Annotated in this window: 15 protein-coding genes and 1 pseudogene; 11 read left to right on the plus strand and 5 right to left on the minus strand. The window is 66.8% G+C overall.

Annotated features, from left to right (window positions below):
- Positions 1 to 216: 216 nt before the first annotated feature.
- From CU044_RS39010 to aroQ, 6 genes and pseudogenes are all read left to right on the plus strand, one after another.
- Positions 217 to 369: pseudogene (locus tag CU044_RS39010) on the plus strand (FAD-dependent oxidoreductase); the annotation flags it as partial.
- A 137-nt stretch (positions 370 to 506) separates the two neighbouring features.
- Positions 507 to 2,045 carry an alkaline phosphatase family protein gene (locus CU044_RS05005; protein WP_129767258.1) on the plus strand — a complete coding sequence of 513 codons (1,539 nt, stop codon included), beginning with the start codon at positions 507 to 509 and terminating at the stop codon, positions 2,043 to 2,045.
- Between the two features lie 303 nt (positions 2,046 to 2,348).
- Entirely contained in the window at positions 2,349 to 2,891 is a 543-nt protein-coding gene (locus CU044_RS05010; RefSeq protein WP_345790118.1) for a GntR family transcriptional regulator, read from the plus strand.
- Positions 2,888 to 3,853, plus strand: coding sequence for an ABC transporter ATP-binding protein (locus CU044_RS05015; protein WP_240045353.1), 966 nt, complete (start codon positions 2,888 to 2,890; stop codon positions 3,851 to 3,853). The genes CU044_RS05010 and CU044_RS05015 overlap by 4 nt, the downstream gene beginning before the upstream one ends.
- Complete coding sequence (locus tag CU044_RS05020; RefSeq protein WP_240045354.1) at positions 3,850 to 4,875, plus strand: ABC transporter permease; 1,026 nt, start codon at positions 3,850 to 3,852, stop codon at positions 4,873 to 4,875. The genes CU044_RS05015 and CU044_RS05020 overlap by 4 nt, the downstream gene beginning before the upstream one ends.
- Positions 4,876 to 5,022: 147 nt before the next feature.
- A complete protein-coding gene (gene aroQ, locus CU044_RS05025) occupies positions 5,023 to 5,673 on the plus strand; it encodes a gamma subclass chorismate mutase AroQ (protein ID WP_345790114.1) in 651 nt (216 codons plus the stop codon).
- 387 nt (positions 5,674 to 6,060) lie between these two features.
- On the opposite strand, the gene CU044_RS05030 is transcribed toward aroQ, so the two are convergent.
- Positions 6,061 to 6,894 (minus strand): PIG-L family deacetylase, encoded by an 834-nt coding sequence (locus tag CU044_RS05030; protein WP_129767221.1) that lies wholly within the window; start codon positions 6,892 to 6,894, stop codon positions 6,061 to 6,063.
- A 622-nt stretch (positions 6,895 to 7,516) separates the two neighbouring features.
- Between CU044_RS05030 and CU044_RS05035 the strand changes: the two genes are divergently transcribed.
- A complete protein-coding gene (locus tag CU044_RS05035) occupies positions 7,517 to 7,708 on the plus strand; it encodes a hypothetical protein (RefSeq protein WP_129767222.1) in 192 nt (63 codons plus the stop codon).
- Between the two features lie 316 nt (positions 7,709 to 8,024).
- Here the strand turns inward: CU044_RS05035 and CU044_RS05040 are convergent, their stop codons facing one another.
- Positions 8,025 to 8,588: a hypothetical protein gene (locus CU044_RS05040; protein WP_129767223.1), complete on the minus strand. Its 564-nt coding sequence runs from the start codon at positions 8,586 to 8,588 to the stop codon at positions 8,025 to 8,027.
- A 104-nt stretch (positions 8,589 to 8,692) separates the two neighbouring features.
- Between CU044_RS05040 and CU044_RS05045 the strand changes: the two genes are divergently transcribed.
- From CU044_RS05045 to CU044_RS05060, 4 genes are all read left to right on the plus strand, one after another.
- The gene (locus tag CU044_RS05045) at positions 8,693 to 9,391 is read left to right on the plus strand and encodes a TetR/AcrR family transcriptional regulator (protein ID WP_193563879.1); all 699 of its coding nucleotides are present in this window, start codon (positions 8,693 to 8,695) and stop codon (positions 9,389 to 9,391) included.
- A gap of 888 nt (positions 9,392 to 10,279) precedes the next feature.
- Complete coding sequence (locus CU044_RS05050) at positions 10,280 to 11,641, plus strand: ice-binding family protein (RefSeq protein ID WP_129767225.1); 1,362 nt, start codon at positions 10,280 to 10,282, stop codon at positions 11,639 to 11,641.
- Between the two features lie 141 nt (positions 11,642 to 11,782).
- Entirely contained in the window at positions 11,783 to 12,493 is a 711-nt protein-coding gene (locus CU044_RS05055; RefSeq protein WP_240045355.1) for a DUF5819 family protein, read from the plus strand.
- Positions 12,483 to 13,631 (plus strand): HTTM domain-containing protein, encoded by a 1,149-nt coding sequence (locus tag CU044_RS05060; protein WP_129767226.1) that lies wholly within the window; start codon positions 12,483 to 12,485, stop codon positions 13,629 to 13,631. Before CU044_RS05055 ends, CU044_RS05060 begins: the two co-directional genes overlap by 11 nt.
- A gap of 758 nt (positions 13,632 to 14,389) precedes the next feature.
- Here the strand turns inward: CU044_RS05060 and CU044_RS05065 are convergent.
- From CU044_RS05065 to CU044_RS05075, 3 genes are all read right to left on the minus strand, one after another.
- Positions 14,390 to 14,761, minus strand: a complete 372-nt coding sequence (locus CU044_RS05065) for a DUF6193 family natural product biosynthesis protein (RefSeq protein WP_129767227.1) — start codon at positions 14,759 to 14,761, stop codon at positions 14,390 to 14,392.
- A gap of 9 nt (positions 14,762 to 14,770) precedes the next feature.
- On the minus strand, positions 14,771 to 19,630 hold the full coding sequence (locus CU044_RS05070; RefSeq protein WP_240045356.1) for a DUF6531 domain-containing protein: 4,860 nt from the start codon (positions 19,628 to 19,630) through the stop codon (positions 14,771 to 14,773).
- Between the two features lie 748 nt (positions 19,631 to 20,378).
- On the minus strand, positions 20,379 to 21,518 hold the full coding sequence (locus CU044_RS05075; RefSeq protein ID WP_129767228.1) for a hypothetical protein: 1,140 nt from the start codon (positions 21,516 to 21,518) through the stop codon (positions 20,379 to 20,381).
- Between the last annotated feature and the right edge of the window lie 193 nt (positions 21,519 to 21,711).

Consider the following 21,711-nt stretch of genomic DNA (forward strand, 5'->3'; position numbering starts at 1 on the left):
TGCCGTCGACAGCCGGTCCGCAGCCCTCGGGGAGGTTGCGGAGTGAGCCGCGCTCGCGGCCTGTGAGAAACGAGCAATCCTGGACGTACGCGTACATCGAGCCCGCTGAATTGATCACGAGGAAATAACGGGTCTGGTCCATAATTGAAGGGCCGTTCATCCCGCCGTCGCCAACCGGACCCCCGCGCGCCAGCGGCAGCCAGCAACGTGGCCGCCGTGAGAGTCGTGGTCGTCGAAGTCGACGTCGTGGGAACGATGCACGCCTGGAAGGCAGTCGAACGCGGCCACGAGGTCGTTCGGATCGAGCGCGAGGCCGAAGCCTGCGGGGTGAGCCTCCGCGACTCCGGTCGGATCTGGGTCAGCGGACGGACGCGCGGTGGGGGACAGGAACCCCAACCACACCCACGGGAACTGGCCTCGATGGCTCTCATCGATCACGAGAAGATAACGGGTCTCGTCCAAAAGTGATTCACCTTCACCCCTTTGGAGATCACATGCCCACAGGAATCCCCGGCGGAATCCCCAGGCGCGCCGTACTCGCCGGCACCGCCGCATTCGCCGCCACCGCCGGACCCCTGCTCGCCGCCCCCGCCGCGCGTGCCGCCGCACCCGTCCTGCCCAACGGCACCAGCCTCGACAAGGTGCTCGTGATCGGCATGGACGGACTGCGCCACGACCGGATCACCGCAGCCAAAGCCCCCCACCTCAAGTCCCTGATGGCGAACGGCACATACGGCACCTCCCTGCTCTACGCCAACCCGATGGCCGCCACCTCCTCGGGCCCCGGCTGGTCGACCATCTCCACCGGAGTCTGGCCCGACAAGCACGGCGTGAAGGACAACACCTTCACCGGCAAGGACTACGGCACGTACCCCGGCTTCCTGGCCCGCCTGGCCCAGGTGCGCCCCCAGCTCTCCACGTACGCCGCCGTCGACTGGAAACCCCTGCACACCCAGGGCACCGTCACGCCGGGCGCCGACGCCACCCTCGTCCTCGACGGCGACGCCGACGGCTACACGGGCCACGACGCCACCATCGCGACCGAGACGGAGGCGGTCCTGCGCCACCAGAACCCCGACGTCCTCTTCGTCTACTTCGGCAACACCGACATCGTCGGCCACAACTCCGGTGCGGCCAGTACGAGTTACCTCAACGCCATCGATGTCCAGGACGGCTATGTCGGCCGGCTGCTCGCCGCCGTGAAAGCCCGCCCGACGTACGCCTCCGAGCGCTGGACCGTCATCGTCACCACCGACCACGGCCACACGGACGCGGGCGGCCACGGCGGCAGCGCCATCGAGGAACGGCGCACTTTCGTCCTCGCCCAGGGGCCCGGGATCGCCGTCGGCGCGCGCCCGGTCGACACCCGCCTCGTGGACGTCGCAGCGACCGTGTTCAAGCAACTCGGCATCGTCCCCGACCCCGCGTGGGGTCTCGACGGCAAGCCGGTCCAGGAACGGTCCGGTGATCCCTTCGACACCCTCCACCCCTCCCTCTCCGAGCGGGTCGACGAGACGGGCATCCCGGCCGGAGTCATCGGCTTCACCCACACCGCGCCCAGCGGCTGGTCCGTCATCAACACGGCGATGGGCACCGGCGGCATGACCGAGTGGCGTGGCTGGTCCTTCGCCACGGACGAGTTCTGGAGCCGCTCCCAGCGTGACCAGTCCCGCGAGCTGAACGTGCGCTCGCGCGGCGTCTTCGCGGTCGCCGACTCCGACGAGTGGGCGGACAAGGCGTCGTCGGGTACGTACGACTCCACGCTCGTCACCCCGGCGTACGCGGTCGGCGGCAAAGCGACCGCCCGGCTCGACTTCACCACCTTCTACCGGCAGGAGGGCAGCCAGAGCGCCCAGATCCTCGCCTCCTGGAACGGCGGCACCCCCGTCGCCGTCAGGTCGTACACCACGGACGTCATCTCACAACCCCAGTCCCTGACCCTGACGGTCCCGCCCGGCGCGAGCAACGTCAGCTTCCGCTTCCGCTACACGGGCAGCAACAACTGGTACTGGGTGATCGACGGCGTACGCGTCACGACACTCTGACCGGCCGAGCGCCGAAGCACGCGAGCGGGGCGGGCGACACCCTCGAGTGTCGCCCGCCCCTGCTCTTTCTCTCTCCCCCCGCGCGGACCGGCCGGACCACGGCGGTGGCCGGGTCGGTCCTGCGGCAGGACGCGCAGGTCATCACCCACTTCCCCGGCCCTGAAACCGGCCCCTGCGTCGCGGCACGCCTCACCTCCCGACGCCAACTCCCGCCTGACACACGGCGCGAGGCCCCGTGACGGCGATTGACACCGGAGCACCCACTCAGCATCATTGAGCTATTCAACTAGCAGAGTGTCGGTGATGTGGATGCAGTACCGGATAGAGAGACGCCGGGGGGTCGCGGCCTACCAGCAGATCATCGAGCAGACCAAGCGGGCGCTGCGGACAGGTGCGTTGAAGGTCGGGGACCGGTTGCCAACCGCCCGAGAGGCGGCCATCGCCTGTGCCGTGAACCCGAACACGACGCTCAAGGCGTATCGGGAGCTGGAGCGTGAAGGGATCGTGGAGCTGCGCCAGGGGCTCGGAACCTTCATCACACGCGCCCCCGAGCGGCACATGGCGGAGGCCGGATCGCCTCTCCACGCGGAGCTGTCCGCCTGGACGGAGCGGGCGCTGCTGGCGGGCCTGAGCCACGACGACGTGCGCGAACTGGTCGAACTGACGCTGGAGGAGCACGAGGACGCGGGGGCGGCCTCCATCCAGCGCGGCACGGAAGACCGACGCACGGAAGACCGACGCACGGAAGACCGACGCACGGAAGACCGACGCACGGAAGACCGACGCACAGAAGAGCGACGCACGGCAGAACGACAGACGGAAGAGCGAAAGGACCACCACAGGTGAGCAGGGGCATACGGGGCGAGCCTGCCCACGACGCGGAGACCGCACTGGAGGTGCGCGGTCTGGGGCGCCGGTACGGCAGGCGTTGGGTGCTGCGCGACGCGACGTTCCGGCTTCCCGCCGGCCGGGTCTGCGGACTCGTCGGCCCGAACGGAGCGGGCAAGACCACGATGCTGGAGATCGTGGCGGGGTTGCGGCAGGCCACGGCCGGGGAGGCGAGGGTGTTCGGCGAGCCCGCCGGAGGAGTATCGGCGCGTCGGCGCATCGCGTTCCTCCCGCAGGAGAAGCCGCTGTTCCCGCGCTTCACCGTGGCCGAGACTCTGCGGCTCGGCCGGGAGTTGAACCCGGAGTGGGACCAGCGGCTCGCCGAGGATTTCCTGCGCTCGGGGTCCGTGCCGCTCGACGCCAAGGTGGGACGGCTCTCCGGAGGCCAGCGCACCCGGGTCGCCCTCTCGGTGGCCCTGGGGAAGCGGCCCAGTCTGATTCTGCTGGACGAGCCGCTGGCCGATCTGGATCCGCTCGTACGTCAGCAGACGGTGGCCGCCCTTCTGGGAGAGGTGGCGGAAAGGGGGATCACCGTACTGATGTCCAGCCACTTGGTAGCCGAACTGGACACCCTGTGCGACTACTTGCTGCTGGTGTCGGAAGGCGGCTTGCGGCTGGCCGGAGACGTGGACGAGATCATCAGTGTCCACCGGCTGCTGTCCGCGCCGCATGACCGGGTGACGGCGGGGCCGGGCGGACTGCCGGCGGGGCTGGACCGGCACACGGTCGTCGAGACCCACAGCGACAAGCAGCACACCAAAGCACTGATCCGGCCCAGCGGCCCCGTCAGCGACCTATGGGAGTCCTGCGCGCCGACCCTGGAAGAGGTGGTGCTCGCCTATCTGCGGCAGGGCGAGTCGACGCCGCTGATCAGCCCGAACTCCCATGTCCCGGGCACCGGTTCGGAGGTGGCGGCATGAGTGCGACGACGCGGACCCGCCCGCAGGCCGACGGGGACCGGGGCGGCAGTGGACAGCAGCGGGGCGCGGGCCGTCGGTTCGGGCTGAGCGGCATGCCGTGGCTGGTGTGGCGCCAACACCGAGTGACGCTCCTGACGATACTTGCCGTCGCGGCCGCCATGACAGCGGTCCTGATGTGGTTGAGCGGGAGCGTCAACGACGCGATGGCGGCCGTGAAAGCCGGCAATCCCTCACGCGGGGAGAGCACGACGATCGACAGCGCGTACAGGCGTCTCGAGCTTCTCGGCCTGGCCCTGGCGTGTCTGCCGGTGCTGATCGGGGTGTTCGTGGGCGCTCCGCTGTTCGCGGGAGACCTGGAGAGCGGCACCGCCAAGTTCGTCGGGCTGCAGTCCCGGAGCAGGGGAAGCTGGGTGGCGGCGAAACTGGGCCTCGCCGCCGCGTTCTCGGTCGCGGCGGCGCTCGCCACCGGACTCGCCATGCGGAGCCTGTGGTCACCGCTGGCGGAGTACCGCGCCATCGACGCCGATTTCACCAGTGCCGCGGGCTTCGACACCACGGGACCGGTGGCGGTGGCGCTGGCTCTGCTCGGACTGCTGGTCGGTGCCGCCGCCGGGCTGCTGCTGCGGCGCACACTGCCCGCGATGGTGGCCACCTTCGGTGTCCTGCTGGTACTGAAGACGGCGTGGTCGTTCCTGCGGATGTCGTTCGCGAGCACGGTGACGAAGACCACCGGCGGAGGGCGGTTCGCCCAGGACGACTCCCCGGTGATTCCCGAAGGTGCCCTGGAGGTCGACATCTCCTACCTCGGCGCCGACGGCTCGCTCCACGGCTGGGGAACGTGTGCACAGGAGGCTGACAACGTGGCCTGCCTACGCGAGCAGGGAATTGTCGGCTGGTCGGTGGAGTACCTGCCGTACTCGCAGATCGGTGCCATGCAATGGGCCGCGACCGGCGCACTGTGCGTCCTGCTCGCGCTGACCGCCGCCGTGACGGTGTACGCGGCCCGTCGCATCCTGCGCTGAGGCGCGCACGCCACTGGGACGACGTCTTACCGCAAAGTCAACTCACCCATTCCTGACGGACGTTCACTGGGTGGCCCATGCCGAGCATGTATGCCCATACACGTTGACTCCATCCCCTTACGCCCCTTATGGAAAGAGACCCGCCCTGTGCGAGCCCGACGTACGCGATCCGTGCTGGTCGCCGCATCCGCCGCGCTGCTGCTCTCCGGTGGCGCTGCCATGCCCGCCGTCGCCCAGTCGCAGCCACAGCCGCAGTCGCAGCCACAGCCACAGCCGCAGTCGCGGCCCGTGGCGCCCGCGCCTTCCGCCGCTCATGGACTCACCCCGCTGACCAACCTGTTCGCCGAGCGACTGCTGATCGCCGACAAGGTGGCCGCCGCCAAGTACGGCACCGACCGGCCGATCGACGACCCCGCCCGGGAGCAGAGGATCCTCGACGACGTCGCCGCTCGGGCCGTCGGGCTCGGGCTGGATCCTGACGCGGTGGTCGCCGTCTTCGGGGACCAGATCGAGGCGAACAAGGTGGTGCAGCGCGGGCTGTACACGCGCTGGGACGCGCATCCCGAAGAGCGGCCCACCGAGCGGCCGGACCTGGACAAGGAGATCAGGCCGGCACTCGACCGCATCACCACGCAGTTGCTCAACACGCTGGTGGCGACGGAGGACGTGCGCTCCTCGCCGTCGTGCGAGCTGCGGTTGTACGGCGCGGCTGCCTGGTCGGCGTACGGCCATGAGCTGGACGTCCTGCATCTGAAGGGGATGGAGCGGGCGTTGCCCTCGGCGTGCGCACGTGTGTGAACGATCAGGCAATTTCCCGGACGTAAGTGCGGTGCGTCCGCCAAACGACACCACGCATATGGAGAGGCGCCACGACGCGGCCAACGGCACGTGATCCTCGACAGGTCGAGATAACACTCGACAGGTCGAGACAACAAAGGAGGCCCAAGTCGCTGACCTGGGCCTCCTTTGTGGAGCGGGTGACGAGAATCGAACTCGCCCTCCGAGCTTGGGAATCACCCCGAACCTCGGCCGGACCATGGCCTCTGACCTGGAGTGATGGTCCACCTGGATGCGGCGGCTTGCCGGAGTGAGACGGGGACGGCAGGTCCGTCGAGGCCGATGAGCTTTCCCGGACCCCGGACCCCGGACCCGGACCCCGGACCCGGACCCCGTCGGACGGGCGGATCAGCGCAGTCCGGCGAAGAGATCGTTCTCGGGCACGGCCGCGCCGGTGGCGTCTTTGACGCGTACGAAGGTCTCCATGCCCATCAACTCGCCGAACCTCTCCCTGCCCATCTTGAGGAAGAAGATGTTCTCGCCCTGACTGGCGTGCGCGGCCAGCGCGTCGAACTTCTGACCGCTGAACGCGGTGGTGTCCACCCACGTGGTGATCTCAGCGTCGGGGAGGCCGATCTCGGCCATCGCGGCGGCCTCGGCAGGATCCGGCTCCGGCATGTCCTCCTGAAACTCGCGCATGGTCTCCCCGAACCGCTGCATCATCGAGCGGGGCATCGTCGTCCAGTACACCTTCGGTGTCAGCGCGGTCATCTCCAGCGCCGCCATCGTGATGCGGTGGGCCTGGATGTGGTCGGGGTGGCCGTAAAAGCCGTTCTCGTCATAGGTGACGACCACATCGGGTCGGTAGTGCTGTATGAGTTCCGCAAGCCGGGCGGCGCTTTCCTCCACGGGGGTCCGCCAGAAGGATCCGGGGGCGTCGTTGCTCGGCCAGCCCGCCATCCCGGAGTCGGCATAGTCCAGCATCTCCAGCTCGCTGATCTTCAGGACCTCACAGCTCGCCTTGAGTTCTTGACGGCGCATCGAGGCGACGGCCGCCGGATCGTGCCCGGGATCGCCCGGTTTGACACCCCCCGGCCCGTCACCGCAACCGCCGTCGGTACACGTCACGAGCACCGTGCGGATGCCTTCCGCCGCGTACCGCGCGAGGACCCCTCCGGTTCCGGTGGCCTCGTCGTCGGGGTGGGCGTGTACTGCCATGAGCGTCAAAGGCCGGTCGGTCATGAAAAACAGTCCTCCTGCAGAAGTACGTCTTGGTCCGAGTACGCGGCTGGTCCGAGTACGCGGCGGGCGCACCGTGATCCTGGGCCAGGATCCCGGTGGGGCGGACGACCTCATGGTCTCCGTGCTCCCCGCCCGTACGGCGCCGGTCCCTCGGTTGCAACCGTGCCGGCCGGACCGACTGTTCCCGGCATGCCCGCTCGACCCTCCGGACGTCGGCGTTTCAACGCCAACGAGGTACAGGCGCGACCTGCACACCTCAGCGCCACGTCGGCTCCGACGCCCCGACGCCACGACGCCCCATGCGGGCACTGGTGGCACGCGAAATGGCGCGCGGGCCTTGAGAAGTCTAGACAAGCAAATAAACCCCAGACATCTGACCTGGGGCTTTTCTGTGGAGCGGCCGTGACGGGCTCCGATTGGCGTGGTTCACCGCCTCTGCTGGTGCGGCAGTGGTGCGATCTGGATCAGTGCCACCTCTCCGTTGCCGTCGAGGAGGTGGCAGGGGGTATCGGCGCTGGGCCATGTCCTTGCCAGACACTGGCCTCCTTCACGGCACCGTCGCACACACGCTGCTCGGCGAAGCAGCCGAGGACTGCCCATCGGACGACCGCGCGCCGGAGGCGTGCCAGGGTGGTCAGCGTGGCGATCAGGACGCGCCGGCCACGGGGCCCGCACCGTCATCATCGTCGCGTTCGCCTGCGTCGCCGCCGCGATGGGCAGTTGGGCCAAGGCACGCGGCGAGGCCGACGTGGTCGCCCTCTACGACCAGTCCTTTGAACTGGTGCGCACGGCAGCCGACGCCCCCGCACTCTGACCGGGTCCGCGAAGCGGCTGGTCGATCTCGTCCTCACCGGGCACGACGTCGTCCATGGGGCTCGTCGTAACCAGGGGCCGGCGGCCGAGTGGCCGGACGCCACCCCGGGCCCACCTGTGACCGTGCGGTCCTCGCCCAACGGCTCTGCGGCGAGCGCGAGTAGACCGCGCGGCAGACCGCCGAGGTCATCACGTCCCGGCCCGGTTCACGCTGTACGGACATCTCGACGAGGCAAGGACCGTCCCTCGCCGGCAGTTCGGTCATCCGGTACGGGTTGTTCGGCGTCGGCCGCCTGCTGTGGTGCTCCCGATGATGGTCACCGGGACGGCATCGATGTCGAGCGGGACAGGCGGAACGCCGAGACGAGGAAGAAGATCCCTCCGAGCGTGGCATAGCCGGCGAGGGCGGTCAGTGAAGGGTCGTCCTGGGAGGCGCTTCGGAAGAAGGCCGCGCCGGCCAGCACCGAGATGCCGCCGCTGATGATCATGGCCCACTGTCCGCCCATCGGCCGGCGCGCGACGCCCACGAGGAGCTGGACCAGCCCGGAGAGCACCGCCCACGCGCCCCAGACGCGCAGCACGTCGGCGACGCCCGAGGTGCCGGCGACCGCGATACCGACGGCGGCGAGCAAGCTGACGGCGATGTTGGCGTACAGGCCCCTGACCGGTGCGGCGGCGCGCGCGGACCTGGCATCGACGACAGCCGCGGCCACTTCGAAGGCCGGATAGAGAACCAGCAACAGCTGGGCTCCGAGGGTGAGGTCCGAGCCGGACACCATCAGAAGCACGGCCCACGCGGCGGCGAAGGCGAAGCGGATGACGTACAGCCGGCGCAAGGCGGGTGTGGCGGCGACGTGCTCGGCGGAGGCGGTGGATGCCATGGGATTCTCCAGTGAGTGCAGGCAGGTAGAGAGAACGTTCTCCCTTGGGCGCAGCCTGGCACACCCCTTCGGTGAAAACAAGAGAGAGCGTTCTACCCGCTACCATGGGTGGCATGACACGGACGGAAGCCGGCACAGGCACTGGCGGGCGGGTCTCGGCGGCCCGGGAGCGGCTTCTGAGGACCGCCGGGCAGCTCTTCTACGCGGAGGGCATCCACACGGTGGGCGTCGACCGCCTCGTCGCCGAGGCGAAGGTCACCAACGCCACCTTCTACCGCCACTTCCGAAGCAAGGACGACCTCGCCCTCGCCTACATCGGAAGCGTCGACCAGGCGATCCGCAGTCAGATCGGCTCTCTGATGTCCACGGACGTGCCGACCGACGCCATCCTCCGAGGCATCGGTACGTCGCTGGTCGAGCAGATCCGCTCACCCGGCTACCGCGGATGTGCCTTCCTCAACGCGGCGGCGGAATTCCCCGACCCCGGCAACCCGGTCCACCGAGCCGTCGTGCAGCACCGCGAATGGTTCCTGCAGACGGTCACCGCACTGTTCGCCACGATCACGGCCGAACAGGCCGAGCACGCCGGGCGACACTTTGTCATGCTCCGCGACGGCGCGATGAGCGCCGGCTGCCTCGGCGACCCCGTCCTGGCCGGCGAGACCCTGCTGCGCGGCATCGAAGGACTGCTGCGGATCCACACCGCCCGCGGGCTCGACGAGTCCGCGGGCTCCGCACCGGGCCAGGCGCCTTCCGCGGTCACAGCGGTCGCCGACATCGAGTGCTCGCCATCCCACGTGTGACCCCGGGGCGCAAGGGGAGCACGGCACCTGAAACCCGATGTCAGCCCGTACCTGCGGCCGGATGCCGACCGACTCGATCATCGCGAATCGCGACGCTGGAGGAGAGCGTTCCTCCTGGACCCCGCTGCTGAACGCGATCGGGTGGGGACCGGACGCCGATGCCGGGGCGGTCCCCGGCTCGGGAGACGGGTACTCCATCGTCTTCTCAGCAGCAGGCGCCTACGCACGCACTGTGGCGCCGTACAGTTCCTCGCCACCATCGTGGTCCCACGTCCACCGCGACTGTTCCGGCCCCAGGTAATGGAACACGTTCACCCCCGATAGCCCAGCACCCCAGCGTGCTTGCCATGTCCGCGCCGACCCGGCGTGCAAACCTGGGCAGCGTCCAGCCGGGTTCGCCACTGGGGCTCGCCGCGTGGCGTTGCGGTATTCAGTCGCCGTACGGCGCACGGAAGACCCTCCGCGGGGATGACGAGAAATCACATCCGTCGCGTTTCCGGATGAAATGCACCCTGCTGAACGATGGAAATGTAATAACACTTATCCTTTCCGCGTCCTGGCGAATAAATCCGTGGCGACAAGTTCGCTTTCATCGCGTGATGATCATTCCGGTCCCGGTTCGCAGAAGAAGAAATGTTTCTTCCGGATTCTCGCGGAGAGGAAGTCCCGATCCCCCAAGTCTCGCAAGCCATGGGCTCGTTTGGCTCGCGCCACGCCCGAGAGTGATTTCCTCGGATAGAGGCTGAATAGCGAATTCGCATAGATCACCCATATGTGCCGTATCGCCGCGCACTTATCGGTGTTGTATCCCAACGACAGAAAAAGACGGGCTGTGCAACCCGGGAAGTGCCCGCTACGCCACCGTCCCACTCAGGAGTTGGTCTCTCGATGACGTTGAATCTTCCTGTCGTGACGCTAAGACGCACGATGTCGGCCTGGGCCTGGTCGGTACTTACCGTGGTGCTCGCCGCCACGGTGATCGCCGCTACGTCGACGCGGGCGAATGCCCTCGCCACTCCCGTGCCGCTGGGTACGGCGACAAGTTTCGCGGTTCTGGCCGGTCAGTCTGTCACCAACACCGGTCCCTCGGTGATCACCGGGGACCTCGGCGTGAGTCCGGGAACGGCGATCAGCGGGTTCCCTCCGGGTCTGGTGAACGGGGTTCAGCATTCCGCGGACGCGGTTGCCCTTCAGGCCAAGTCGGACCTCGTCGCGGCGTACAACAACGCCGCCGGACAGGCCACGGATGCCGCCCTGCCGCCGGACGCCGGTGGTCTGACCCTCGTTCCGGGCGTCTACACCGCCTCGTCGACGCTCGGGCTCACCGGCACCCTCACCCTTGACGCCCAGGGCGACCCCAACGCTGTCTGGGTGTTCCAGGTCGGTTCGGGTCTGACCACGGCGTCCGCCAGCCGGGTGCTCCTGATCAACGGCGCTTCACCGTGCAATGTGTACTGGCAGATCGGCAGCTCGGCCACGCTGGGCACCGGCACCACCTTCGTGGGCACCATCATGGCCCTGACCTCCATCTCGGTGACCACGAACGCGAGCATCGACGGCCGGGCGCTGGCCCGTAATGGTTCGGTGACGCTGGACACCAACAGGATCACCCGCCCGCAGTGCGGTACCACCACCGGGGGGACCACGACCACCGGAACCACCACGACCGGCACTACCACCACCGGGACCACTACCGGAACTACCACCGGAACCACCACCGGAACCACCAGCGCCGGTACATCAGGCAGCGCCACGAGCGGCCTGCTCGGCGGGGTTCTCGGTGGCCTGACGACGGGTGGCGTCACCAACGGCGGCCTTCTGGGAGGTGCCCTGACGGGCGGCATCGTCGCGGGCAACACGGCCGGCAACATCACCGGCGGGAACGTCACCGGCGACATCACGGGCGGGAACGTCACCGGCGGCAATGGCGGCGAGCACGAGAAGCCGCCTCACCACGGCGACCACGGTGATCACGGCGACCACGGCAAGCCTCCCCACCACGGTGACCACGGGAAGCCCCCTCACCACGGTGACCACGGTGACCACGGCAAGCCGCCTCACCACGGCGACCACGGCGACCACGGAAAGCCCGACCACGGCGACCACGGCAAGCCGGAGCACGGCGACCACGGCGACCAGGGCAAGCCGGAGGGCTGGGAAGGCCACCAGGGCTACGGCGACCAGCCGGACATGTCCGGTGACCAGGGCCATGGCGACCAGCCTGGCGAGCCCGAGGGCTTCAACGGCTGAGAGTGCGAGCAGGACCGGTGGCGCGCGACGGAACGTCGTCCTCGATTCCGTCCCGCGCCACCGGTGAAGGTCCAGGAAATACGCAGGTGAACAGCCGAGTTGGGAAGGCCGGGTGGGGCTGTGCCGGGTGGCTTTGAATCAGTGAATGTGAAGGACCGGGAGAAGACAGGTGCTGGGCCGGCCTCACCAGGATCGTCCGGAGAATCACCTGCGGCCCGTGGTCCGTCAAGGCCGGCTGGTCCGCTGAAGGCGGGGCTCGGCGCGGCCGTGGTGTTGTGCCTGGCGGTTTCTCTGATCCATGTGCTGATGGTGTTTCTGCATGTGGCCCCTCCCAACCCGGTTTCCCAGCAGTTCAGTCGGCAGGTCACCGCGTGGGTCTATCCGTTGTTCGAGCAGAACTGGCGGCTCTTCGCACCGGAACCCGAGTCGATCAACCGGCAGATCTCGGCGAGAACGGCGCACCTCACCGCGGACAACACCGTGCGGGTGAGCACATGGTTCGATCTGAGCGGAGTCGATGATTCAGCGGTCGAGCACAACGTTTTCCCGAGCCATACGACACAGAACATGCTGCGCCGGGCCTGGACCTCTTACACCGAATTGCACGGCAGCGATGACGAGCCGCGTTCGGAGCGCGCCGTAATGATCCAGAAGTATCTGCGCAATATCGCGGCGGACCGTGTCGCCGCCCATCGCCGTGGGGCCTTCGAGTCCATTCAGCTTCGCGTCACCAGTCTGCCCATCGCCCCGCCCGCCACCGCGAATGGCGGCCGCCCGGCGGCCAGGACCACACCGGCGCCGAGCGACATCCGTGTCCTCCCCTGGTGGAAGGTGACCTCCGATGGGAACTGAACAAGAGCCGGTCACGGCATCCGTACCCCGTCCCCGCTCCCGCCCACGAGGGCACACGGACGGCTCGCGGCTTCTCCACCGGGCCGGTGCTGTCTCGGCCAGACTTACCGAGCGGCCCGTGTCCCTGTACGCCGCGGCGGTGCTGCGCATCGGGTACGGCCTGCTCTATCTCGTCTTCCTGCTGCGCGAGTTCCCCCACCGCGACGAGATCTGGGGGCCGGGTGCGGCGTGGACGCCGGCACTGGCGAAGCAGTTGCTCGACCAGACGGAATGGGCGAGCATCCTGACGCTGTCCGACAGCAGGGCGTACTTCGAGGTCTGTTACGCGCTGGCCGTGGTGACATCCGCGCTCTTCATGCTGGGCTGGCGGACCAGAGCCGTGTCCGTGCTGTTCGCCGTGGTGGTCTCCTCGTTCCATGCCAGGTCGATCTTCATGACGGACGGAGGAGACAACCTCATCCTCCTCATGACCGTCTACCTCGTCTTCACCGCGTGCGGCCGACGCTGGTCCCTCGACGCCCGCAGGGCCCGGCTCCGAGCCTCCCGGGACAGTGCGCCGAAGCGGCCGGCCGACTCACGCGGAACCGGACTCTCGGGTCAACTCGGCGATGCGCGAAAGACGTTGGTCACGGTCCTGCACAACTGCGGCATGTTCGTCATCGCCGCCCAGATCTGCATCCTCTACGGCTCCGCGGGCCTGTACAAGGTGCAGGGAGCCGTCTGGGGCAACGGCACGGCTCTCCACTACGTACTGAACCTCGACCTGTTCCGGCCCTGGCCCGCTCTGTCCCTCATGGCGGACGGCCACGTGATGCTGATCGCGGTCGTCGGCTACCTGACCGTTCTGCTACAGGTCGCCTTCCCGTTCGTCCTGTTCGGCCGGCTCAAGTACCCCGTCCTGACCCTGCTGCTGGGCATGCACATCGGCATCGCGGTACTCATGGGACTACCGCTCTTCTCCGGCGCGATGATCATCGCGGATGCCGCGTTCCTCCCGGACCGCTTCTACCAGTCCCTGGGGCGGCTGTGGCGGCGTACTGCGCGTCTGGCAGTGAGCCCCGAGCCGGGCTCATCAGGTGAAGGCACCGCGATCGTCCCGGCGCAGCCCGGCCCCGCCGTCGTACAGAGAACAGGCTGACTGCCGACCGTCCCGGGTGCCTGGCCGTCCGCCCCGCTCGCTGACCGCGTCCATCCTGAGCTTCACTGGGCCCTCGCAGTAACCGGCTGTGCGCATCCTCGTTGAACTGCACGTGTCGAAATCCAACCCGGCCTCCGAGCCCTGGGTGAGGGTTGGCACGGCCACGGTGTAAGCGGGCCAACTGTTTCCCGTCAGGGGCGGTTCCCGTCAACCATTGCCGTTACGACAAGCACCGGGGGCCCTGTCCATCTCCTTGCAGGGCCCCCGGCACCGCTTCCTCGTCCTCTGCGAACACGCCAAAGGCCGGTGGCGCTCTCCGACACCCGCATCAGGGGGCCGACACAGTGCCATGTCGGCCCCCAGCGCGGCTGCTTCAACCGGGGAGACGGCCCCGTGGAGCAGATGACATTCCACCTTTCACCACGCAACTTCGCGGGCTGGAAAGGGAGTTGGCGCGATCGTAGCTACCACGGCAGGTACGCAGTCCGGCCGAGGTGTGCGTGACGCGGGTCGCCCTCAAGTGGTGTGCAAGTGGTGCGAGGGGGCGTGAGAGGTCTAGACGACAAAGAAGGCCCTTCGTCGTGGAGCGGGTGACGAGAATCGAACTCGTGCTCTGAGATTGGTAATCATCCGGCCCTCAGACATCGATGTGCTCGCGCGTCCTTACCGATGTTGGCCATCCGGTGGTCCAGGGCTTTACGATGTTGAGTCACGTCGCGAATGCGCGCAGATTCGAGGTTTGCGAAAGTGGGTCACGGTCACAGATCGTCCGGGGTTCCGTCGATTGCCGGCCCGCAGCCGTCAGGAAGATTGGCGGCGATCAATTCGTATGCCTCTTCAACGCTGTCGACCTCGCCGAGGAGGGTTTTGTCGGACTCGCGACGCACTCGGTAACCACCCTGGACCAGCGGATAGGCCGTACCGACGTCTCGTGTCCACGGCCACTGGGTGCACCGGCTCAGGTACAGAACGCCGTGGCTGACCATGGGATAGAGCTGTCGCAAGGACAGGTGGGCGTAAGCAGTTCGGGGCACGGCCAGATCGATTTGATCGGGTCCGTAAGACAGCACAGCGGACCACTCCGCAGCCACGATCTCAGCCGCGCTCCGGGCTTCTTCATTGAGCGCCATGATATTTCCTTACCTCAAGTGTTCCGGTAGACGCGACAGGTCCGGCTTTATCTCTGGAATGTCTGGCTTGGGTACGCTGACTTCCGTGTAGCCTCCCTCTTCATCGCGGGTGTACCAGTGGATTTCCTCCCACGGTCGACCAGGACGTTCGTCATCAGGGTCTCCCCAAGCGGCGGCTCCGTCGTAGTTGCGTACTGCGTAGGCTACTTCGCTCATTTCCCAGGCGGTGCCGTCGCCTCGGCCCGGGTAGTTGTCCTCATGCTTGCTGTCGAATTGAGCTCCATGCAGCGCCGCTGTCTGGAACGCGTCCACAATGTCCTCGGGCGAGCTCCAGTTCCCTATCTTGCCGCCACTGTTGGGCATTCCGTCGAGCGTGATCGACAGAGTGGTACCGCGGTCCCCGACGGCATCCATCACGTTCGTCATCCATACCGGGCCACCGGGTTCCCGGCCGGCGTAGTCCGGACCGTTGTAGGTGTGTGCTCCCGGGTCACTGCCGCGGGTTCGGTCGTATTCGGAGTCCGAGGGGTCGTTGCGAAGGTACCGTGCCAGCGATTCCGAAGCCCGGTCCGGTGGTACGTCCACCCCCAGCACCACACTGTGCCGGGGCTCCGCGGCCCGGTGGGGACAGCCGGCCAGCCCCAGCGGATCGATCCACCGCGTGGGGTTGTCGACGTACGTGACCGCGTTCGGGGCCGGGATCAGGCCGAGAGGGTCCGTTGAGAGGTAGCGGCCTGATTCCGGGTCGTAGTGGCGGTGGCGGTTGTAGTGGAGACCCGATTCCGGGTCGAAGTACTGGCCGGGGAAACGCAGTGGGGTGTAGGCGTCGGCGTCGCGGTTCCACGAGGTGGTGCCCCACAAGGTGGCGCGAGTGTGCCATGCCACCTGGCCCTGCTCGTCGACGAGTTCACGGGGCGTACCGATGAGGTCGGTGATGATCGCGAAGAAGCGGCGGTCGACCTCCGACTGGTCCACGAGCCGTCGTTCCACCTGGGTGACCGGCTTCACGCCGTCGTGGTCCCAGGTCAGGGCAACGGAGTCCGAGGAGCCCGCTACGGAAGTGGTCTGTTCGCAGAGGGTGTCGTTGTCCCAGGTGAAGGTCACCTCCTCGGCGACCGTCGTGCCGTCCGCGGACAGCCGCTGTTTGGCGGTGCGGCGCCCCAGGGCGTCGTAGAGGTAACGCCAGCGCGTGCCGTCAGGTGTGGTGACCGACACCAGACGATCCTCGGCGTCCCAGCCGTAGCGCCAGGTGTCGGGCTTGCGGGAGAGGCGGGCCTTCTGACGTAGGACCACGCGGCCCTGTGCGTCGTGTTCGTAACGGATGCCGCCCGCCCGGCTGATGCGGGTCCCGGCGTATTCACGTGAGCCGGTGGCGTCGTCCGCGCCCGGCCAGGTTGCCGTGGTCTGGTTCCCGGCCTCGTCGTACGCGTACCGCTCGGACCAGTTCTCCGCGGTGACACCCGTGACCCGGCCGTCTCGGGTCAGCTCCAGCCGCTTGTGCCCGCCGGTCAGTTCATCGACCGAGGTGAGATGGCCGTCGGCACGGTACGTGTACGAGCGGTGCTGGAGTATCTGGTCGCCGGGCGCGCGGACACGCTGGTCGGTCAGGCGGCCCGCAGGGTCGTAGGCGTGCTCCACGGTCAGCGCGTCACCGATCCGGCGGGTCGTCTCGCGACCCGTCTCGTCGAACGCGAAGACCACTTGCTGCCCCGAAGCGTTCAGCTCCGCGAGCAGTCCGACGGGGAAGGACCACGTGCTGACAGCCCCGGAAGGGGTGACCCGGCGAGTGCGGCGGCCGGCCTCGTCATAGGTGTTGCTCAGTTCGCGGCCGTCGCAGATCTCGCGGAGGATCCTGCCCGAGCTGTCGCGTACGTACGACAGTTCGGTGCCCGGGCCCGTCGCCGAGGCGAGACGGCCGTGGACGTCGTAGGTGAAGCGCGTGACCGTGCCGTCGGCGTCCTTGGCGGTGACTCGGCCCGCCGTGTCGCGCGTGTAGCGGATCGTCTGGCCCAGAGCGTTCGTGCGGGAGGTGAGATGCCCGCAGGCGTCGTGCGTATAACTGAGAGAGCGGCCGTCGAAGTCAGTCTCCGAGCTGAGGCGTCCCGCCGAGTCGTAGGTGTAGTCCCAGGTCAGGCGCTGGGAATTGGTGACACGGGAAACGCGCAGCTCTGAGTCGTACGTGAACTCCTGGCGTGCGCCGTCGGGTGTGGTGCGGGCGGAGACGAGATCGAAATGGGTGTACTCGAAGCGGGTCTCGCCGCCTGCCGCGTCGGTGTGGACGAGGCAGTTGCCCTCGCCGTCGTAGGCCCAGGACTGCTGCGCTCCGTCCGGCCCCGTACGCCGGGCAAGCCTGCCCTCGACGGTCCATTCCATCTCGGTGATATGGCCCTGCGGACCGGTGATCTTCACCGCGCGCCCGAAGGCGTCGCGGGTGTACCGGCTGACTGTGCCGAGCGGGCCGCGGATGGCCAGGGGAAGGCCGGCTGCGTCGCAGTGCACCCGGTCCAGCGCGCCCAGGGAGTCGTCGACACCGGTGAGCTGGCCCTTCGGGCCGTGGGTGAGTCGGGTTGTGGACCCGTCCGGACGGGTGAAGAGTGTCGGATTGCCTCGGTCGTCGTACTCCTGCCGCGACGTGGTGCCGTCCGGGCCTGTGACGGCGGCGAGCTGGTTCAGGTCGTTGTACTCGACCGAGGCGGAGCTGCCGTCAGGGTGCTCGATCCGGGTGACGTTTCCGTGATCGTCGTAGGTGTACGTGGTGGTCCGGCCGAGCGGATCCGTTCGGGAGAGGAGCCGGTCGTAGCGGTCGAAGACGCGGCGAGTGACACCGCCCTGCGGATCCGTCTCCGCGATGGCCTGCAGCAGGTCGTTGAAGTGATGGACCTTGGTCGCGCCCAGGGAGTTGGTGTACCGGGTGACGCGGTCGCCCGTCTCCGGGTGGGTGTCGTACGCGAACGTGGACGAGAGGTAGCCGTCCGGGCCGATCGTGCGGACGACACGGCCGGCGTCGTCGTACTCGTAGCGGAACGTGGAGTCGTTGCGGTCGGTCCAGGAGGTGATGCGGGCGTCCGGGTCGTACGTGAATCGCAGCGGCAGGCCCGAGGAGTTGATGACGGCGTCGAGGTTGCCTCGGGGGTCGTAGTCGTAGCGCATGACGGTGACCGGACCGTCTGGGGTGCGCAGGGCGATCTCACGAACCCGGGCGTTCTCGACGGCCACGGTGATCCGGTAGCCCCCGGAGTGGGCGACGACCGTGGGAGTGCCGTCTCCGAGGCGCGCGAAGCTTATTCGGTTGAGGTTGCGGTCCTCGATCTCTCTGAGCCAGTACGCCGGTGACGTGCGGTACGGGCCGCCCCGGAAGGAACGGGTGAGGCCCGAGTGCGGGTCGGTGACTCGGTAGGTGGTCTCTCCGTTGTCCTGTCCCTCGTACACCAGGGGCAGACGGGCGCCCTCCAGGGGCAGAACGCCTTCGGTGTCGTCGGGCAGTGGTAGCCGCGGGTAGATGAGGAGGGAGCCGTCCTCGCGTGACCAGACCGCTCCGCCGACCGGGTCGAGTTCGATCCGCTCGTCCAGCGTGGATGCCCAACTGCGCCCGAACCACTGGCCGTAGCGGTATTCGGAGAGATGCGTACGGCGCAGGACGAGAGGTAGGACACCGGGCAGGGACAGATCGGTCTGAGGCAGCACCATCTCGCCGGTGGCGACGTCCACCGGGTCGCCCTCACAGGTTGTCTTGTCCAGTGAGATCCCGTTACGGCGTGGCTCGTCCTTGGCGTTCTTCAGGGAGTCCGGTGTGGTGCGGGCGGAGTCCGGGCGTTTTCCTGGGCGGGGGTCGCCGTCGCCGTCGTCCTGATGGACCTTGGGCTGCCGGGCGAAGCTGTCCTTGATGTCGAGGTCGATCTTCTTCTGGTTCTCGGATATCTCCTTGACCGCCTTCGGTAGATCCTTGCCGAGGTGATCGCCCATCGCCTTGTTGGCTTTGCCGAGGGCTCCCATCGCCTTGTCGACCACGGGGTCCAGGGCCCCGGCGATGTCGTCCTTGCCCCGCGTGCGGCCGTGGTGTGTCCGTGCCTTGGCCAGCTTGCCCGCGGTCTTGCCGTGGATGTCGATGCTGACCAGGTTCAGCTTGGTGCCGGCGCGGTCGTGCTCCGGGTGCTCGATGTGCACGCCCTTGCCGGACGCGGGTCCGGCGCCGGCGGAAGCGAGTTGCAGGGAGTCCTTGGCGCCCCCCACACCCTCCTGGAAGCCTTCCTTGCCCGACTGGCCGACCTGGTTCATGTCGACGCCGTCCTGGATACCCAGCGCGTTGGCGCCGATCTGCACCGCCAGATCTGCGGCCATGTTCTCCAGTGCGGCGACGGCCGGTTCGGTCATCGCGGAGACGATGTAGCCGACGACCTCCTCCATGCACTCCTTGATGATGCGGCGGATCGCCTGCTGGGCGACGGCGATCGCCCCCGCGCCGATGAGCATGGACAGCCCGCCGGTGACCGGGATCAGGGCCATGGAGATTCCCGCCTTGCCGGCCAGGACACCCAGGTGGACGAGGGCCGCGTACTTCATGGCCTCGATCGCTGCGGCGGCGTTGTCAAGAGCACCCGCGATCGTGCGGGCGGCACCGGCGATGTCCTTGACGTGCTTGTTCTTGACCTTGCCCCAGTGACCGTTCAGCGCGTCCATGGCCTCACCGTGGCCGGACGACAGCAAACGTTGCACATGTTGGTTGGCGAGGTGACCGTCGTCCTCGATGTCCCCGGCGAACTCCCGGAGGGAGTCGGCCATGTCCCGGTAAGCGTCCTCGTCGACGTTCGGCCAGTTGACGCCGATGACGTCAAGCAGGGTGTCGGCCCAATCGGGCACAGTTACAGCCACAGTGCGAAGTCCCCCCGTGAGACGCCGCGTTCGCAGAACGCAGATGCGAACAGGATCTCATTCTTGGGCCGCGTCACCAAGATCGTTCAAGGCTGGCGCGCACTTACAGGGCAGCAGCCCGCACACGACGGAGCCGGCGTCTTAATGCCATGGATCTCGCTTCCGAGACCCGGGCGTGTGTCAGCCCGATAGCGGCCGCGACGACACCCTCTGGTGTACGTCTGGCACGCGACACCAAGAGAGGTCTAGATAACAACTGGGCCCCAGGTCGCTGACCTGGGGCCCAGTGGAAGAGCGGGTGACGAGAATCGAACTCGCGCTCTGAGCTTGGGAATCCACGGTGCCTAAGAACTCCACACGTACCTGACCAGGGGTTATTTGAGCGATGAGCTGTGCTGGAGTCGCTTGGATTGACCGCTTCTGACCTTGGTGCACCGCACTGAAGGGCTGGGATGGGGCTGGCCTGTGAATGGACGGATACGAAGACGGCTCGGGCTGCCTGGGCCGGCACGACGAGGGACGTCGCGTTCAGGGCCACGGAGCGGTGTGCTCCCGCTAAGGTTCGCATCCTTGTATCCAGACAGTCGCACCACAAGGCAGAGCCTGCGCGGAGTTGGCCCAAATGTGACGTGGTCTGACTGGGCGGGCCGAGCCCTCTGCGGTTCAGAGAGCTGTCCCCGCGACGAAGACCAGCTGTTGTGAGCTGAAATCCGTTTCGGATCTGCGACCAGCAGGTGCGGGAGAAACCTCAATCGGCAATGCCAGATCGTGTCGGGGCCTTGGAAGCAGAAATTCGGCGTCGGCAGTCCACTATGATTGCATTTATTTCAGGAAAGTCGGGATCGAAATTCCGTTCCGATTCGACTCTTAGGGCGGCGGTGACTTCTTCTGGGTCTCTCCGGTGGCACATTACGACATAATACCCCTGGGTGGCCTCTGCCGATTTCATGTATATGGGAAGCTGTGTCGATATTCCGTGGCGTACTTCTTGAAGTTTATCGTCCTTCTTGAACTCGATGATTGCTGTTGCTTTATTCAGTCTAGCTGTGAAATCTGTGGGGCCGCTTCCGTGGTCGGGGTTTGCGTCAATGTGAATCTTCAAGGCGCCGAAAGTTAGGCGTGAGAAGATTTGGAACATTCCTTGATGTTGGCGCTCGTGCAACACCTTTTGGTTATCGTCGTAAAGGAGCTTCCATCCTCCTTGTTCCTCAATTGCTGTCTGAAAGCGGGAGATGGTGTCCAGTATGGCCATAGAAAGTAGTTCACCGTCTGCAATTCCAGGAGCGAGGAATTCTGGCAGCATGTCGCCCCAGTGTCTTCCCGCTGCAAGCGCTTTAAGATCGGAAATGCCGAGCCCATTGCGAGTGGTTCTTGGCTGGCGAATCATAGCCACGTTGGTTGATGGCTCGCGGTAGCCAGCCGCCACAAGGTCAAATTTGGAGTGTGAGAGCAATCTTCCAATCACGAGGGAAACGTCGTCGCGGCCGGTCATATTGATAGAAGCGCTGGCTATAATGTTGCACTCGTCTCGCACGGTTCCTCTGATTGTGCGAGTGGTCAGAGGTATTGAGGCTTCCTTGTTTCCGGATTCAAGCGGGCGATAGATTGTGGTGCCTGAATGGACGAACCAATCTCCGATCTCAGGTTCGTGTTCTGTTATTTCGCGCAGTGCGAGAGCGTGAATGATTTCTGACATGGCCACACTGAACAGCGCGGTCTTTCTGAGTATAGATAATTCTGTTCCGGCGCGGTCGAGCTCGGACGCTATCGCACTAAATATCATCCCCCCTGTCGGCTTGAGGAGCGGATACAGTGTATTTGTGCGTGCGTAATACGGCTGGAACAGTAGATCCATATCGTCTTTGGCGGGTATCTTGTTCCAGGCCATGAATTATTCCCTTCGTTTGCGGATGAGTTACCCGATTGAGGTCCACTAGTAACGAGAGCCGAACTCGCGCTCTGAGCTTGGGAATCACCCGGTACTGCGTAGGCTTGCCCGCCTCTGACCTGGGAAACGCGTCCCTGGGGAGCGTGCCGCAGTGGCCTCGTTCGGGCCCCAGCTGATCGCTGTTCACCGTCCT

The sequence above is a fragment of the Streptomyces sp. L-9-10 genome (assembly GCF_004151105.1).
Taxonomy (GTDB): domain Bacteria; phylum Actinomycetota; class Actinomycetes; order Streptomycetales; family Streptomycetaceae; genus Streptomyces.

Coding starts and splice junctions, on each gene's coding strand:
- CU044_RS05045 (WP_193563879.1), top strand. CDS start 8,693: ATGGGTGGCATGACACGGACGGAAGCCGGCACAGGCACTGGCGGGCGG.
- CU044_RS05075 (WP_129767228.1), bottom strand. CDS start 21,518: ATGGCCTGGAACAAGATACCCGCCAAAGACGATATGGATCTACTGTTC.
- CU044_RS05030 (WP_129767221.1), bottom strand. CDS start 6,894: ATGACCGACCGGCCTTTGACGCTCATGGCAGTACACGCCCACCCCGAC.
- CU044_RS05060 (WP_129767226.1), top strand. CDS start 12,483: ATGGGAACTGAACAAGAGCCGGTCACGGCATCCGTACCCCGTCCCCGC.
- CU044_RS05010 (WP_345790118.1), top strand. CDS start 2,349: ATGTGGATGCAGTACCGGATAGAGAGACGCCGGGGGGTCGCGGCCTAC.
- CU044_RS05050 (WP_129767225.1), top strand. CDS start 10,280: ATGACGTTGAATCTTCCTGTCGTGACGCTAAGACGCACGATGTCGGCC.
- CU044_RS05040 (WP_129767223.1), bottom strand. CDS start 8,588: ATGGCATCCACCGCCTCCGCCGAGCACGTCGCCGCCACACCCGCCTTG.
- CU044_RS05020 (WP_240045354.1), top strand. CDS start 3,850: ATGAGTGCGACGACGCGGACCCGCCCGCAGGCCGACGGGGACCGGGGC.
- CU044_RS05065 (WP_129767227.1), bottom strand. CDS start 14,761: ATGGCGCTCAATGAAGAAGCCCGGAGCGCGGCTGAGATCGTGGCTGCG.